At 61.0% G+C, this 15276-nt stretch carries 17 protein-coding genes; 8 read left to right on the top strand and 9 right to left on the bottom strand.

Annotated elements, in window-relative coordinates; translation table 11 throughout:
- Position 1: 1 nt before the first annotated feature.
- Entirely contained in the window at positions 2–826 is an 825-nt protein-coding gene (locus NKH67_RS30470) for a DUF2189 domain-containing protein (RefSeq protein WP_352503372.1), read from the bottom strand.
- A gap of 133 nt (positions 827–959) precedes the next feature.
- Positions 960–1709 carry an SDR family oxidoreductase gene (locus tag NKH67_RS30465; protein ID WP_352503400.1) on the bottom strand — a complete coding sequence of 250 codons (750 nt, stop codon included), beginning with the start codon at positions 1707–1709 and terminating at the stop codon, positions 960–962.
- Between the two features lie 110 nt (positions 1710–1819).
- On the opposite strand from NKH67_RS30465, the gene NKH67_RS30460 reads away from it, so the two are divergent.
- A complete protein-coding gene (locus tag NKH67_RS30460) occupies positions 1820–2191 on the top strand; it encodes a winged helix-turn-helix transcriptional regulator (protein ID WP_352503373.1) in 372 nt (123 codons plus the stop codon).
- A gap of 101 nt (positions 2192–2292) precedes the next feature.
- Here the strand turns inward: NKH67_RS30460 and NKH67_RS30455 are convergent, their stop codons facing one another.
- Positions 2293–2997 (bottom strand): glutathione S-transferase family protein, encoded by a 705-nt coding sequence (locus NKH67_RS30455; RefSeq protein ID WP_352503374.1) that lies wholly within the window; start codon positions 2995–2997, stop codon positions 2293–2295.
- A gap of 108 nt (positions 2998–3105) precedes the next feature.
- On the opposite strand from NKH67_RS30455, the gene NKH67_RS30450 reads away from it, so the two are divergent.
- Positions 3106–3471 carry a winged helix-turn-helix transcriptional regulator gene (locus NKH67_RS30450; protein ID WP_352503375.1) on the top strand — a complete coding sequence of 122 codons (366 nt, stop codon included), beginning with the start codon at positions 3106–3108 and terminating at the stop codon, positions 3469–3471.
- Positions 3472–3746: 275 nt separating this feature from the next.
- Here the strand turns inward: NKH67_RS30450 and NKH67_RS30445 are convergent, their stop codons facing one another.
- Positions 3747–4196, bottom strand: coding sequence for an SgcJ/EcaC family oxidoreductase (locus NKH67_RS30445; RefSeq protein WP_352503376.1), 450 nt, complete (start codon positions 4194–4196; stop codon positions 3747–3749).
- A 62-nt stretch (positions 4197–4258) separates the two neighbouring features.
- Between NKH67_RS30445 and NKH67_RS30440 the strand changes: the two genes are divergently transcribed.
- Together NKH67_RS30440 and NKH67_RS30435 are read left to right on the top strand one after the other, a co-directional pair.
- On the top strand, positions 4259–4714 hold the full coding sequence (locus NKH67_RS30440; RefSeq protein WP_352503377.1) for a MarR family winged helix-turn-helix transcriptional regulator: 456 nt from the start codon (positions 4259–4261) through the stop codon (positions 4712–4714).
- Positions 4715–4949: 235 nt separating this feature from the next.
- Entirely contained in the window at positions 4950–5468 is a 519-nt protein-coding gene (locus NKH67_RS30435; RefSeq protein WP_352503378.1) for a CAP domain-containing protein, read from the top strand.
- A 43-nt stretch (positions 5469–5511) separates the two neighbouring features.
- Here the strand turns inward: NKH67_RS30435 and NKH67_RS30430 are convergent, their stop codons facing one another.
- The 4 genes from NKH67_RS30430 to NKH67_RS30415 all read right to left on the bottom strand — a co-directional run bounded on the left by NKH67_RS30430 (position 5512) and on the right by NKH67_RS30415 (position 11880).
- A complete protein-coding gene (locus NKH67_RS30430; protein WP_352926232.1) occupies positions 5512–8199 on the bottom strand; it encodes an EAL domain-containing protein in 2688 nt (895 codons plus the stop codon).
- A 173-nt stretch (positions 8200–8372) separates the two neighbouring features.
- A complete protein-coding gene (locus NKH67_RS30425) occupies positions 8373–9908 on the bottom strand; it encodes a DHA2 family efflux MFS transporter permease subunit (RefSeq protein ID WP_352503380.1) in 1536 nt (511 codons plus the stop codon).
- A gap of 317 nt (positions 9909–10225) precedes the next feature.
- The gene (locus tag NKH67_RS30420; RefSeq protein ID WP_352503381.1) at positions 10226–11404 is read right to left on the bottom strand and encodes an HlyD family secretion protein; all 1179 of its coding nucleotides are present in this window, start codon (positions 11402–11404) and stop codon (positions 10226–10228) included.
- Complete coding sequence (locus NKH67_RS30415) at positions 11401–11880, bottom strand: MarR family winged helix-turn-helix transcriptional regulator (RefSeq protein ID WP_352503401.1); 480 nt, start codon at positions 11878–11880, stop codon at positions 11401–11403. Before NKH67_RS30415 ends, NKH67_RS30420 begins: the two co-directional genes overlap by 4 nt.
- Positions 11881–12258: 378 nt before the next feature.
- Here NKH67_RS30415 and NKH67_RS30410 point away from each other — a divergent pair, with 378 nt between their 5' ends.
- Together NKH67_RS30410 and NKH67_RS30405 are read left to right on the top strand one after the other, a co-directional pair.
- Positions 12259–12432: a hypothetical protein gene (locus tag NKH67_RS30410; protein ID WP_352503382.1), complete on the top strand. Its 174-nt coding sequence runs from the start codon at positions 12259–12261 to the stop codon at positions 12430–12432.
- Positions 12401–12646, top strand: coding sequence for a BBE domain-containing protein (locus NKH67_RS30405; RefSeq protein ID WP_352474504.1), 246 nt, complete (start codon positions 12401–12403; stop codon positions 12644–12646). The genes NKH67_RS30410 and NKH67_RS30405 overlap by 32 nt, the downstream gene beginning before the upstream one ends.
- A 40-nt stretch (positions 12647–12686) precedes the next feature.
- On the opposite strand, the gene NKH67_RS30400 is transcribed toward NKH67_RS30405, so the two are convergent.
- Positions 12687–13622 (bottom strand): bifunctional helix-turn-helix transcriptional regulator/GNAT family N-acetyltransferase, encoded by a 936-nt coding sequence (locus NKH67_RS30400; protein WP_352503383.1) that lies wholly within the window; start codon positions 13620–13622, stop codon positions 12687–12689.
- Between the two features lie 217 nt (positions 13623–13839).
- Here NKH67_RS30400 and groES point away from each other — a divergent pair, with 217 nt between their 5' ends.
- On the top strand, positions 13840–14136 hold the full coding sequence (groES, locus tag NKH67_RS30395; protein ID WP_006203049.1) for a co-chaperone GroES: 297 nt from the start codon (positions 13840–13842) through the stop codon (positions 14134–14136).
- A gap of 62 nt (positions 14137–14198) precedes the next feature.
- Positions 14199–15276 (top strand): chaperonin GroEL (groL, locus tag NKH67_RS30390; protein WP_353032525.1); only part of this gene is annotated, 1078 nt, incomplete at its 3' end.

The raw sequence follows: 15276 nt of genomic DNA, 5'->3' as shown, positions 1-15276 counted from the left end.
CCTACATCGGCCGCCGGTCCGGCTGTGCCCGCTCCGGTTCGACCACCCTGCGGTAAAGATGCCAGGTCGCGTGGCCAAGGATGGGCATGACGACGGCAAGCCCGGCAAATAGCGGGATCGAGCCGATGACCAGCAGCACGGCGACCATCAGGCCCCACAGCGCCATCTGCAGCGGGTTTGTCAGAACTGCCCTTGCCGACGTCTCGATTGCCGAGACCGCGCCGACATCGCGGTCGAGCAGCAGCGGAAAGGCGACGACGGTCGTCGCCAGCACGATCGCGGCAAAGGCGAACCCGGCCAGGTTGCCGAGCAGGATCAGCGTCCAGCCCTTGCTGGTCGTCAGCACCTCGCGAATAAAGCCGACAATAGAGGCCGGAGGCTGATTGCCGTACAGGCTGGTATAGATCGATTGCGCGGTGAACAGCCAGAGCAGGAACAGTACCACCAGCATGATACCGATGACCGCAATCGCGGGCAGCGCCGGAGAGTGGCGCACGTCGAGCGCATGCCACCAGGATGTATCCATGCCGAACTCGCGCCGGCGGCTGATTTCGTAAAGGCCGATAGCGGCGAACGGACCGACCAAAGCGAAGCCGGACATCAGCGGATAGATGAGTTGGATGGCGTTCGAGCCCGACGTCCACTGCGTCAGGATCAGGCCGACCACCGGATAGATCAGGCACAGGAACACGTAGTGCGACGGCTTGGCCCAGAAATCCTCTACGCCGAGACGGAGCGCATCGAGCAGATCCTCGGTGCTGATGCGGCGCACCGTGGGCTGTACATGCATTCCACGTGCGTCCGCCATGACATGAAAGCCGGCCATAACCTTTCTCCCGTGGGTCGGGGCGGCCGCCGCCAGGATGGCCGCCCGTAGCTGCCACTTCTCGTATAAGCACTATGGTAGTCGATTTAGGGGTGATTGTCGCCAAGTCGATGGTCACGATGGTAAATCCCGGTTATAGATTTCCGACGCCACCATCGACGAGCAGTTCCGTGCCAACGACGAAGCTCGACTCATCCGATGCTAGAAACACCGCCGCCTTGGCGAGTTCCCAAGGTTTGCCCATCCGGCCGATCGGCACTAGCGCGCGTATCTGATCGCCAAGCGCCTTCTCGTCCGCTTCGGGCAGACCCAGCTTGCCCAAGGCCGGCGTCTCGGTCGGCCCGGGGCTGAGGCCATTGACGCGAATACCGCGCTCGATCATCTCACCCGAGAGGGTGCGCGCCAACGACAGGAGGCCAGCCTTGCTGGCGGCGTAGGCGCTACTCTGGGGCAGGCCGATATGGGCACTGACCGAACCGCACAGGATGATCGATGACGGGTTGGAGAACATCGGCAACAGGGCTTGGATCAAAAAGAACGGCCCCTTGAGATTGGTCTGCATCAGACGGTCATAGACCACCTCGTCCCAATCCTGCAGGGGCTGATGCATCACATCACCGGCGTTGATGTTCAGTATGTCGAGCCGAGGCCAGCACTGCGCGAGTTCGGCGGCAAGCGCACGCTGATCGGCGAGGTTGCCGGCATCATTCCTGATCACCTGCGCCGATCCGCCCAGCTCGCGCTGCGCAGCTTCCAGCCCGGACGGGCTCCTGCCGGTGATTGCCACCGTCGCACCCTCGGCCAGGAACTGGCGCGCGGTTTCGAGACCGATGCCACTGGTTGCCCCGGTAATGAGGGCATATTTGGCTTTCAAGCGACCCATGATTTGGCGACCCATGATTTGCCTTCCCAAAGACGATGAGAATGGCATTGTCGACACGATAGTATGCTTTGTATAGTAGGCACCGAATGGGTACTAAAGGAAATAATTTCATGGCGCAGGCAAAAGCCATCGAGGTAACGCCAGTCGAAGGCGGAAATGGCACGACCGATCGTTGCCCGATGATCGATTTCGTCAATCTGGTTTCGGGAAAATGGGCCATTCCCATTCTTTATCGCCTGATCGTCACCGGTTGTCCGATCCGCTTCGGCGAGCTCCAGAGGGCCGTCGCACCGATTACGCAAAAGGAGCTCACGCGGCAGCTGCGCCTGTTCGAACATCGCGGTCTGGTCTATCGGAGGGTCTATGCCGAGATGCCGCCGCGCGTGGAGTATGAGATAACGCCGCTGGGTAGAACCTTGCGTGGCACGCTGGATTCGCTGGCCGACTGGATGCGTGTCAACGCATCCCACCTGATCACCTGACTAATCGGGCACAGATTGTTTGCGCTGCCCGGCCAAAGCCACGGGCGGTCACCGCGCGGCACCACACTTTGGCGCCGCGCGGCTAAGATGTGTGACAAAAGCTAGGCAGCGAAACGATCGATCACTTCGGCCAGGGGGACATGGCCAAGACAGGCACCCGAACCCGCCGGCTTTTCGCCACCCTCGATGGCCTGTGCGTATCGCACGGCCGGATCGGCTTCGATGCGGCGGCGTAGCGCCGCCAGCCTGGGATAAGCTGCGCCGTCGACCGCCTGGTGGAACTCCGCCCAGCGCGCTACGCCGATCAGCGTGGTATCGGCAAGCGTCGGCCGGTCGCCGACCAGGAAATCCGTGTCGAGGATCATCGCCTCGAGCTGGTCATGGCGGTTGGTAACGACCTTGCGGCCGAAATCACGCAAGGTCGCCAGCAGCACCGGTTCCGCCGACTCCATTTCATATGCGGCCCAGAGCGGGGTGAAAGCCGCGGTGAAACCGGTGTTCACGAAAGCCATCAGCTGATGCATCCGGTCGCCCTCCGGCGAGCGAGGATCGAAGCTGATACGGCGTTGCGTATCGCGGGCTTCGAGCCAGGCGGCAATCGCCATGGTCTCGGTGAGCACCCTGCCCTCGTCCGTGATCAACACCGGTGTTTCCTGACGACCGTTGATGCTGGCATAGGCGTCGTTCTTCATCTCAGTGAGCATATCGACGCGACACAGGCGGTAGGGTTGTCCGACGCGTTCAAATGCAGCGACAAGCCCCATCGAACTTCCCAGCGGGAAGCCGTAAAGGAGAATAGGTTCCATTTCTTTGTCTCTTCCATGATTTAGGGATTACGCTGCGCAGCGAAACTTGACCCTAAACGCTGGTCGCCCCATGTAAATTACGCACTATTCTGTAACCAGGTCCCCGCCATGAAAGATGTCGTCTCACGCTGCCCGATCGAGGAGACTATGCGTGTGCTCAGCGGTCGCTGGCCCACCTTGCTGCTCTACTACCTCAAGGACGGGACCAAGCGCTTCAGCGATTTGAGGCGTGACAACCCGACAGTTTCGCACCGCATTCTGGCGCTGGAACTGCGCAAGCTGGAGGAAGCCGGGATCGTGCGGCGAACGGCGCGTACCGGCTATCCGCTTCGCGTGGATTACGACCTCACGGAGCCCGGTCTCAAACTTGTGCCACTCATCGACGCCCTGGGCGATTGGTGGGAAGATACCGAGGACGATCGGGCCGACCGGGCTACATCGACGCCGGAAATCAAACTCGTGGCGGCGGAATAGCCGACCGGCGATCACCGCCGCAAAGAACTGCCGGCGAGAGCCAGAGCGCTCCAAGCCGTTCATACATTAGATTCCGCAAGACCAAGGCGACCGGCTATGGGGCGCGCCATTGTGGCCAGCCAAACCGGGACAAGGCACCGCCATCCGGCACCAACTCCTGTAGCATAGCTCGCCAATCCTGATCACCTGATCCGCCGTTCGATCTCGTTGCCCGATCAGATCGGCTTGACCATGCTGGCTGGCTGTCGCTTTCGATCCTGACGTGAACGAAGAGCCTACTTATCCTCTTGAAGTTTCTCCTGAGACTTTGTCATTTGATCGTCCCCAAGTTCCATATTGTGCATCGTTGCAATCAACCATTCATCATGATCCCGCGTCGCCACTACGCTGATTAATCCGCGCCGACGCGGCCATTCGTTTCCCATCGGATCGAGCGCGCCAGTCATGGACCACCGCAGGTCGAGCGTGGCAACATCAGGGCGAACAAGCCTGTTCCGCACGCTTTCGGCGGATAGATGGCTGTACTTGAACATCTTCTCAAAAATTGGGGCATGGAACTGCTCGATCTTGTCACGTCCAGTCGCCTGCATCCCGAAGACGTTTGTAAATTCGGCATCTGCCGCGAATACGGCGGCAAAGGCGCGAGCATCGTGACGATTCCAAGCTTCGATCAGCCTGTGCGCGACACTTTCCACCCCTTCAGTTCGGACGTTGCCGGTAGCCATGCTGATCTCCTGTCATATAGTTCGGTTGCCATACTATATGGGCACCATATAAGTTTGAAAAGATGGATAATCAGCCCTACACGCAGTCTCTGCTTCTCTATGCTTATCAATCGTCGGCGAGCGCCTTGGTCCAGGTTCTCCGGGAGAGCGGCCATGCGGCAATCAAGCCCAAACACGGCGCTGTATTCGCCAACATCGACGCAGAAGGAACCCGACCCAGCGTCCTCGCACAGCGTGCGGGCATTGGCAAAGCATCGATGGGTGAGTTGATCGATGAACTGGAGCGCCTCGGTTATGTTCGGCGTTCGCATGATCCGAACGACAGACGGGCCAAATTAATCGTTGCAACTGACGCGGCGCTTGCGGTGATCCGGACCGTCCACGATTTCAATCAGCGTCTCGAAGACCAATACCGAAGGCTGCTTGGTGCTCAGGCGTACGAATCGCTGCGGTCGTCACTGCAAGCGATATCCCCCAGCGAAAATTTGCAACCGAGGATACCTCGCCAGCGCTCGTGAAGCCGCAAAGGTAGGGCAAACGAAACTCTCTGTCCGTGAAGGCCTGACTGGGTATCGAGCTCCTGGGAGTATCGAGCCCGAACAGCCGTCTGGGCGAATGCTGCCATCCGAGCAGGCCTGTTTCGATTGAGCGGTGAAATCAATCTGACAAAGTGTCATCGCGTCAAAACCATTCATCACGCATTTTCACCGCCCTGCCCGGCAAAAGCCATGATCGCGGTTATGTCAGGCGGGCATGACCGTTACGAAAATCGAAAATTATCAGGCCCAACCAAGCCTAAGCAGGCGCGTGCTGCTCAGAGCTGCCGGCCTTGGCGCCCTTGCCGGGCTCACCGCCTGCGCAACCGCCGTGCTGCCTACCGGTGAAAGCGCCGGTGTCTCTGCTTCCGCCGCCGGCACGCTGGCCGGCATCCGCGCTTCGGCGGGTCTGGGGCCGCTCGCCCCCGATGCCCGGCTCGAGCAGGCGGCGCTCCAGCAGGCCGGATATATGGCACGCGGCGGCCGAATGAATCACACCACCGGCTGGGGCAAGGACTTTGCCTCGCGCGTCAAAGACAATGGCATTGCCGGCGCTGCCGCCGAAAATATTGCCGAAGGCCGCTTCGACCAGCAGAAGCTGTTCGATATCTGGGTGCATTCGCCAGGCCACCGCCGCAACATGCTCGACCCGCGCTTCACCCGCTTCGGCCTCGCCTATGTGCGCGACGGCCGCGACAGCACGCTTCGCTACTGGTGCCTTGTGCTCGGCAGATAACTTCCACCATTTGGACGGCGGAAGCCTGCTGGCGACCGATCCGTCAGTCTTTGCGGCCGCCGCCGAGCAATTCCTCGATCTCCTGCGCACAAACCGGCCTGCTGAAATGATAGCCCTGCATTTCGTCGCAATTGTTCCTGCGCAGGAAAGCAACCTGATCATCTGTCTCAACGCCCTCGGCGATGACCCTCAGGTTGAGATTTTGCCCCAATGAAATCACCGCGCTGGCCACAGCCTGATCGTTCTCGTCGGCGGCGAGATCCTTGATGAAGGACTTGTCGATCTTCAGCCGCGCCACGGGAAAGGTCTTGAGTGCACTGAGGCTGGAATAGCCGGTGCCGAAATCATCGATCGAGATCTGGACACCCAGGCTTTGCAGGGCGTTCATGGTGGCGACCGCCAGCTCGATATCCTGCATGATAAGGCTCTCGGTCACCTCCAGCTCGAGATACCTGGCCTCCAGGCCGCTGTCCTTCAGCGCGCTGACGATGCGATCGATCAGGTTGCGCTCCCTGAATTGCCGCGCCGACACATTCACGCAAACGGTCAAGGGCGGCAGTCCTGCGTCTTGCCAGGCTTTGTTCTGCCGGCACGCCTCATGCAGAACCCAGTCGCCGATCGGTACGATCAGACCTGTCTCCTCGGCGGTCGGGATGAACATCGTCGGCATTACCGTGCCAAGCGTTGGGTGGTTCCAGCGTATCAGCGCCTCGACCGCAAAAACCCGACCTGACCGAAGGTCCACCTGCGGTTGGTAGAGCAGCGTGAATTCCGAACGCGCCAAGGCGTTTCGCAACTCTTCCTGAAGCACGAATTTTTCATGCGCCCTGGTGTTGAACTCCGGAGCGTAAAACTGGAAATTATCGCGGCCGAACTCCTTGGCGCGATACATGGCCGCGTCGGCATTTGCCAGCAGCGTATCGGGATCCGTCCCATCCTTGGGATAGTTGGCAATGCCGATGCTGGCCGTCGCCCGCACAAGATGCGCTCCGAGCCGAACCGGTTCGGCGAGTGCAGCCCTGAGCTTTTGCAAGGTCTCGGAAACGAGATCGACGTTCGCCGGCTGGTCGAAAAGCACGACGACGAATTCGTCGCCGCCAAGCCGCACGACGGTATCGGTCGCCCGGACGCAGTCGACCATGCGACTTGCGACGGTCTTCAGAAGCTCGTCGCCGGCATTGTGGCCGAGCGTGTCGTTGACGAATTTGAAATTGTCCAGATCAATGAACACCACCGTCACCCAGCGATCGTATCGCTGGGCGTACAAGACCGCCTGTGAAAGCCGGTCCTCCAACAAGGCGCGATTGGGAAGCCCGGTCAGCACGTCATGATTGGCCATGAAGTGGATCCGGTCTTCGGCCTGTTTGCGTTCGATGGCGATCCCGGCGATGCGCGTGGTGAAATCGATGAGGCGAGTCTCGGCCTCGGTCGGTTCGCGCACCGTCATAGAATACATCGCAAAGACGCCGAGCACGGCGCCCTGATGCGACAGGATCGGTGTCGACCAGCATGAACGCAAACCGTGTGGCCGCGCGAGTTCGCGATAGTCCTGCCAAAGCGGATCCTGCATGATATCAGCGACAATCACCGGCTCGCGCCGATAGACTGCGGTACCGCAAGACCCTGCCCTTGGGCCTACCGCGGCGCCGTCGACGGCGTCGGTGTAGTCTCTCGCCAGGCTCGGCGCGGCGGCGTGGCGCAAGTGGCTGCCATCCTTGTCGAGCAGCAAGACCGAACCGAATATCCCCGCCAGTTGGGACTCGACCAGACGCATGAGCCGCTCGAGCACGTCTTCGAGGGGAGCGCTCTTTGCGATCATCTCGAGGATATGCGCCTGCCCGTCGCGAAGGATTTCGGCCTGCTTGCGCGCAGTGATGTCACGGGCAATGCCGACGAGGCCGAAAATGTTGTTCTGAACGTTGCGCAACGGCAGTTTCGTAGACAGGAACCATTTGCCGGTGCCTGACGCATCGACGACGAACTCCTCCTCGTCGACCATCGGTTGTCCGTCGCGCATCAGTTGCTGCTCGATGAGGCGAAATTTCTGCGCAAGATCCGGCGCGTGAAGGTCGAAGTCGCTCAGACCGATCATGTCGCTCGTGCTGTCTCGACCGCTGTCGGACGCAATGGCTCGGTTGGCGACGACGAAGCGGCTTTCGGTGTCCTTCACCCACATGTAGTCAGGCACCAGGTCGATGAGCGTCTGCAAGGAGATACGCTCGTCGACGACCAAGCGGTTGGCGCTGAGCTCGCTGATGTCCTCATGCGTGGCCACCCAGCCGCCGTCAGGCATCGGCTGATGGCAGACCTGAATTGTCCGGCCATCGGCGAGCTCGGCTGTCCAGTTCCCCGAAGCCGTGCCCGAATTGACTGCCCGGGCCAACGCCAGATAAGCGTCCGCATTCATTGCCGAGGTTCCGACAGCGACGCGCCGCTCGACGATTTCGCGCAGCGCCGCACCCGGCTGCAATTGCTCCGGGGCAAGGCGATAGATTTCCGTGTAGCGTCGATTGCACAGGATCAGCCGTTCATCGGCGTCAAAGAAACAGATGCCTTGCGAGATGTTCTCTATCGCGGTCTGGAACCGCAGTGCCTGGTCCTGAAGTGCCGCAATCGTGGCGCGAAGCTCGCGCTCGAGGGCCTCATATGAGGCAGTCGCCAGTTGTGCCAGCGTCGTTAAATTTGCGGATTCGGGCGCGTCGGCGGTTTGCCTGGATGACTTCGTGGCCAAACACAATTCCTCCCGCTGATGCTTGAGGCAAGCAAAGGAGGCTCGCCTTCAACCCAAAAGCGACTGCATATTGGTCCGGATATACTAATGGCAGGTGAACCTGGCTCAACGCCGACGCGACCGGCACGGCAACGGAAACCGTGGCCGGTCGCGGTTGCCGTAAGCCCTGAGGCTTAGTCCATATGCGCGGCAGGCGTCCCACCGGCGGGCGGCGCAGCCTTTGGCTTGCGCAGCAGGAAAACAAACGGGACAGCAAGCAGCGTCATCATCATCAGCAGCTTGAAGTCATTGACGTAGGAGATCATCATCGCCTGGACATTGACCATGCGATCCATCAGCGACAGCGCCGTCGGATCGCCGCCCGCCGCTGCCGGCGATGCCGCCCAGAGGTTGGGATTGAACGGATTGATGTAGGCCGAAAGCTCGGCATGGTTGATCTGCGTGTTGCGTACCAGCAGAACCGTCACCACCGATACGCCGATCGACGAGCCAAGATTGCGCACCAGGCTGAACAGCGCCGTTGCATCGGTGCGGAAACGTGCGTCGAGCGTGGCGAAAGCCACGGTGGACAGCGGCACGAACACCATTCCCATTCCAAGGCCCTGGATGACGCCGGAACTGAGGATAAGCCAGTTGTCCATCTGCGGCGAAAAGCTCGACATCGTGTAGAGCGATTGCGCGGTCAGCAGGAAGCCGATGACGACGAGGATCCTGGCATCGATCCTGTGCATGATCCGCCCGACGAACAGCATCGCGATCATCGTGCCGACACCGCGCGGGCCCAAGACGATGCCTATGGTGAGGGTCGGATAACCGAAGATGGTCGACAGCATTGGCGGCAGCAGCGACATGCTCGCCAGGATGAGCACGCCCATGACAAAGATGAACGCGAGCCCGGTGACGAAATTGCGATCGAGGAAGATCTTCGGGTCGATAAAGGGGTGCTCCGCCGTCAACGTGTGGATGGTGAATACCCAGAAACCGGTGATGGAAAGACCAAGCTCGATCCATATCTCGATCGAGGAAAACCAGTCGACCTCGCCGCCGCGATCGAGCATCAGCTGCAGCGCGCCGACACCGAGCGAGAGCATGGTGAAGCCGAAGAAATCGAAGCTGCGCACCCGCCGGGCGACGCTGGGAAGATATGCCGCCATGCCAAGGAAGGCGATGATGCCGACCGGCAGGTTGATGAAGAACACCCAGCGCCAGTTGAAATTCTCGGTCAGCCAGCCACCCAGCGTCGGGCCAAGGATCGGTCCCAGCATGATGCCGGCGCCCCAGATGGCCATGGCCTGGCCGTGGCGTTCCCTGGGGTTGATGTCGAGCAGGAAGGTCTGCGACAGCGGCACGATGGCCGCACCGAACACGCCTTGCATGAGCCGGAACAAAACGATGGTCTCAAGGCTCCAGGCGATGCCGCACAGCATTGAAAAGACGGTGAAACCGACCACGGCCGTCAGGAACAGCTCCTTGCGACCGAAGCGGTCGGCCAGCCAACCGGTCACCGGCGTCATGATCGCCGCGGCAACGATGTAGGAGGTCAACACCCAGTTGATGTTGTCGGGGGAGGCGCCGAGATCGCCGGTCATGGTCGGCAGCGCAACGTTGGCGATCGTCGTGTCGAGCGCCTGCATGATCGTCGCAAGCATGAGCGCAACTGTGATCAGGCCACGGTGCGGTACTTCGCGAAAGGGTTCTGGGCTGCTCATGACGTAAAACTTCCAGCAGGTAACAAAAACGTGTACATTAGGTTTCCGGACGGCGAGGCCCCGCTGTAGAGAGACCCTCATCGCGGTGGGACGCGAGCATCGATGTGGGGGTTACATCGACTGAGCGTCTCGACAAAGCGGGCGCCTGCCGCCCGGAAACCTGAGGACCGAAGATCCTGCGCGACTTGTCTGCTGAGGCAGGCTACAGCGCAGCCCGTCTACGCATTCAACTTTTCCTGCGCCTCCCTCGGACCAATCCTGCATCCATCTCGCTGTTTGCTATATGCGGCCGCTACCAGGGCTCTTTACCTGGCCTCTTACCTGGCCTCGCCTGCCGTGGCGCGGCGGAAAATGCTCGGCAGCCCGCGGGAAACGCCGGTGTCCACCGTGACGGTCGCGCTCATGCCGGTGCGCAGCGCCGCCTTGGCGTCGGCATCGGTCAATTCCAGGCGGACCGGAATGCGCTGCGTGACCTTGACCCAGTTGCCGGTAGCGTTCTGCGCGGGCAGCAGCGAGAACTCGGCGCCGGTGCCGGCGCCGATCGCCTTGACGGTGGCTTCGAACGTCTTGCCCGGATAAGTATCGACCATGATCTCGGCCTTCTGGCCGGGTTTCATGTTGGTGAGCTGGGTTTCCTTGAAATTGGCGTCGACCCAGGTGTCGCCGGTCTCGACCAGCGAAAACAGCGGCGTGCCCGAACCGACATACTGGCCGACCTTGAACGAAGCGGCCTGGCTGATGATGCCGTCGGCTGGTGCCTTGACCGTGGTCTGGACCAGATCGTAGGCCGCCTTGTCGCGTGCGGCGAGCGCCGCCATTACCGTTGGATGCTTGTCGGTCTCGATGTCGGGATCGCCGCCAAGTGCCGCCTTGGCGCTGACGATCCCTTGCTGGGCCACGGCCAGCTGCTGCTTCGCCTTGTCGAGGTCGTTCTTGGCTTCGTCCAAAGACGACTTGGCGTTGATGCCCTTGCGGGCAAGGTCGGCGGCGCGGTCATATTGCGACTGCGCGTACTGGACCTGGCTTTCGTCGGACTTCTCCTGCGCCAGCGCCTGGCTGTAGGCCGCACGCAGCTGCTCGACATTGAGCCGTGCGCCGGCCACCGCCGCGTCGGCCTGGGCCAATGCGATCCGGTAGGGCTCGGGATCGATAGCGAACAACACGTCGCCCTGGTTGACAGACTGGTTGTCGAAAATGTCGACCTGAACGATGCGGCCCGCCGTATCGGCGGCTATCGACACCTTGGCCTGCTGCAGATTGGCGTTCTCGGTCTCCTGATAGCGGCCGCCGGTCACCCAGACATAGCTGCCGCCGGCGATCAACGCAGCGGGCAGCACAAACATCAAAAGGAAGCGGCCGGCACGGCGCTTCTGCTTCGGCGCCACCGGCGCCGGAGCTATCTGCGGAGCGACCGTTACCGGAGCTGCCGCCGGCTTCGCGGGAGCTTCCAGCTCCAGCTTGGCCGCATTCTCATCTAGTTTGGCTACCGCGTTCATGCTGCTGCGCCTTCCGTATTCTTCACTTTTTCCGAGGGCGGCGCCTCACCATCTGCAAGATTCTGCACCATTGTCTCCAGAGCCCTGACCAGGACGCGGCGATCTTCCGGCGAAACGCCAACGAGCGATTCCTCATAGACCTCGCCGGCAAGGCTCTTGACGTGGGTGTAGGCCGCGTTTGCCTTGGCGGTCGGGAAAATCATGCGCACTCGCCTGTCGGTTGCGTCGGGACGGCGCTCGATCCAGCCGCCCTCCTCCATGCGATCGACAAGACGCGAGACGCTGATCGGCTCGATTTCGAGAAGCTCGGCAAGCCGCGCCTGCGCGACACCCGCCTCCTTGGCGACACGTACCAGAAGCCGCCATTGCGCTGAAGAAAGGCCGAAACCACTGGCGCGCGCCTCGAAGCGCTTGCGCATCAGGCGCTGCACGTCGTGGATCAAAAAGCCTAATCTGTCGATGCCGTCGGAAACCATGAGCGACATATATAATAAGCGTGCTCATAATTCAAGGAGCCGGATTGTGCCAGAAACCGGCGAGTGTGCATGGCAGTTGGTGCAGGGCGATCGTAGTTAGCAATTTATTACGCCGGGCGCTTGTAACGCGAAGCCATGCGGTTCTCGAGCGGCGCCCCGGATGAGCTGAGCCTGGATGCAGCGCTTGTGACGGCGCCCTCGGGCGAACGCTTCTTCAGCATATCGGCGTGCTACATCGGCCCACTCGACGAAGGCCAGCAAATCATTCATGGCACGCCAGTTGAGCGCCGGATTGCTCCTGTCCCCTAAATTCAAATCCAATCGGCCGGGGACAGCCTCTTTCCGCGCGGGCGGCGCTACTACTGGAAGGCGCAGTTCATGCGCGAAATCACAGATCAGGCGATCGATACCATGCTTGCGGCTTACATGACTGCACCCAGCGAATCGCTTCTGGTCCTGCAGCAGGTTGGCGGCGCCATCTCGCGAGTACCGATGGACGGAACGCCCTACGCCAATCGGGATGCGCTTTACGATCTGGGACTACCCGTCTGACGACGAAACGCACATCCGATGGGCGCGCGACCTGTGGGATGCAATGAGACCGTTCTCGACCGGCGGCGTCTATGCGAATAATCTCGGCGAAGAAGGCACTGATCGGGTTCTGGCGGCTTACGGCGAGAATTATCCGAGGTTGGCCGCACTAAAGAACAAGTATGATCCCACCAATTTCTTTCGCTTGAACCAAAACATTAAGCCTGCGACCTGAGCGACCGCCCCAGGCCGATGCTCGAAATTCTGCGGCGCTGCTACAGCTCCAAATTCCAGTTCTGGCCGACCAGATCCTTGCCGAAGGAATGGTGGCGCTCCTCGTTGGTCAATTTAAAGCCCGCAGCCTCATAGATGTGGCGGGCGGCGGCGAGCACGTCGTTGGTCCACAGCGTCAGTGTCGTGTAACCCGTGGCGCGGCAAAAGCCGATACACTCCTCGACCAGCCGCTTGCCGATACCGAGGCCGCGCGCCGACGGCTCGACATAGAGCAGGCGCAACTTCGCCACCGCGTCCGACTGGCGCACGACGAAGACCGAGCCGACGACCTCGCCTTGCCGCTCGGCGATCCAGCTGCGTTCCCATTTCGGATCGAAGGATTTGACGAATGCGCCGAGGATTTCGGCGACCAGCGCCTCATAGGTTTCGTCCCAGCCATATTCCTGTGCGTAGAGCAGGCCCTGCCGATGGATAATCCAGCCGATGTCGCCGACTTGCAGAGGCCGCAGCATATAGGGAATTTTGGGCTCGGCGCTTCCGCCCAGCAGACGCTGTACCGTCTGCATGGCCTTGACCAGCCTGTCCTGTTCGGGAACTGGAAGCCGGTCGAGCAATGCCGCGACCTGGTCGTGCGAACCCTGGTTCAGCGGCGCGAAGGCCTGCCGCCCGGCCTTGGTCAGCGCGATCGTCGAACGCCGTGCATCCGTCTCGATCGTGGCGCGCTCGACCAGATCACGCTCCTCGAACTTCTTCAGCAGCCGGCTGAGATAACCGGCATCGAGGCCGAGATCGCGCCCAAGGTCGGTGGCGGTCAGGCCATCGCGATGCGCCAGCTCATAGAGCACTCGCGCCTCGGTCAGCGAGAAGGTGCTTTTCAGCAGCCCTTCGTCGAGCAGCCCGATCTGGCGGGTGTAGAAGCGGTTGAAGGCCCGCACCGCGTCGATCCGCTCCTTGCCTGGGTGATGATGAATGGTCATGGCATCCTCCTCCCGGCAAGATCAGCGATTTAGTTGACTTAGTCAAGTAACCGTTTGAAGCAATTGTCCTGATGATGCTCACCGGGCGCCTTGACTCGCGCGAGTTGCCAGCCTATTTCAGCGCCACGTTAGCACTCCCCCAAGATGAGTGCTAACCACATGTCCGGCGCCGCCGGACGGAGGAACTGTTCTCACCATTCTCATCGAGGAATAAAAAATGGCAAAGTCGAAGTTCCGCCCGCTTCATGACCGCGTGGTCGTTCGTCGGGTCGAATCCGAATCCAAGACCGCGGGCGGGATCATCATCCCCGACACGGCTAAGGAAAAGCCGCAGGAAGGCGAGATCATCGCCGTCGGTTCCGGCGCCCGCGACGAAGCCGGCAAGCTCGTCCCGCTGGACGTCAAGGCCGGTGACCGCATCCTGTTCGGCAAGTGGTCGGGCACCGAAGTCAAGCTCAATGGCGAAGACCTTCTGATCATGAAGGAATCCGACATCATGGGCATCATCGGCTGAATATCGGCCTCACCCTCATTTAAATCTTCGGGCTCAATCCAAGCCCCTGCCAGGAGCTAAAAATGGCTGCCAAAGACGTAAAATTCTCCCGCGACGCTCGCGAGCGCATGCTGCGCGGCGTCAACATCCTCGCCGACGCGGTGAAGGTCACGCTCGGCCCCAAGGGCCGCAACGTCGTCATCGACAAGTCGTTCGGCGCACCGCGCATCACCAAGGACGGCGTCACCGTCGCCAAGGAAATCGAGCTTGAAGACAAGTTCGAGAACATGGGCGCGCAGATGGTTCGCGAAGTTGCTTCGAAGACCAACGACATCGCCGGCGACGGCACTACGACCGCGACCGTTCTGGCACAGTCGATCGTCCAGGAAGGCCACAAGGCGGTTGCCGCCGGCATGAACCCGATGGACCTCAAGCGCGGCATCGACCTCGCCGTCGCCGACGTCGTCGCAACGCTGATCAAGAACGCCAAGAAGATCAAGACCTCGGAAGAGGTTGCCCAGGTCGGCACCATCGCCGGCAATGGCGACGTTTCGGTCGGCTCGATGATCGCGGAAGCGATGCAGAAGGTCGGCAATGAGGGCGTCATCACGGTCGAGGAAGCCAAGACCGCCGAGACCGAGCTCGAAGTCGTCGAAGGCATGCAGTTCGACCGCGGCTATCTCTCGCCCTACTTCGTCACCAACGCCGAAAAGATGGTTGCGGATCTGGAAGACGCCTACATCCTGCTCCACGAGAAGAAGCTCTCCAACCTGCAGGCCATGCTGCCGATCCTCGAGGCTGTCGTGCAGACCTCGAAGCCGCTGGTCATCATCTCGGAAGACGTCGAAGGCGAGGCCCTGGCCACGCTGGTCGTCAACAAGCTGCGTGGCGGCCTGAAGATCGCTGCCGTCAAGGCGCCGGGCTTCGGTGATCGCCGCAAGGCCATGCTGGAAGACATCGCCATCCTCACCGGTGGCCAGGTCATTTCCGAAGACCTCGGCATCAAGCTCGAGAATGTCGGCCTCAACATGCTCGGCCGCGCCAAGAAGGTGTCGATCTCCAAGGAGAACACCACCATCGTCGACGGCGCCGGCAAGAAGGCCGAGATCCAGGGCCGCGTCGCCCAGATCAAGCAGCAGATCGAGGAGACCACCTCGGACT

Origin of the sequence: Mesorhizobium sp. M0968 (assembly GCF_040319065.1) — a bacterium.
In the GTDB taxonomy this organism is placed as follows: domain Bacteria; phylum Pseudomonadota; class Alphaproteobacteria; order Rhizobiales; family Rhizobiaceae; genus Mesorhizobium.
Note: the sequence above shows the minus strand (reverse complement) of the source record. Positions and strands in the feature narration are given on the sequence as shown.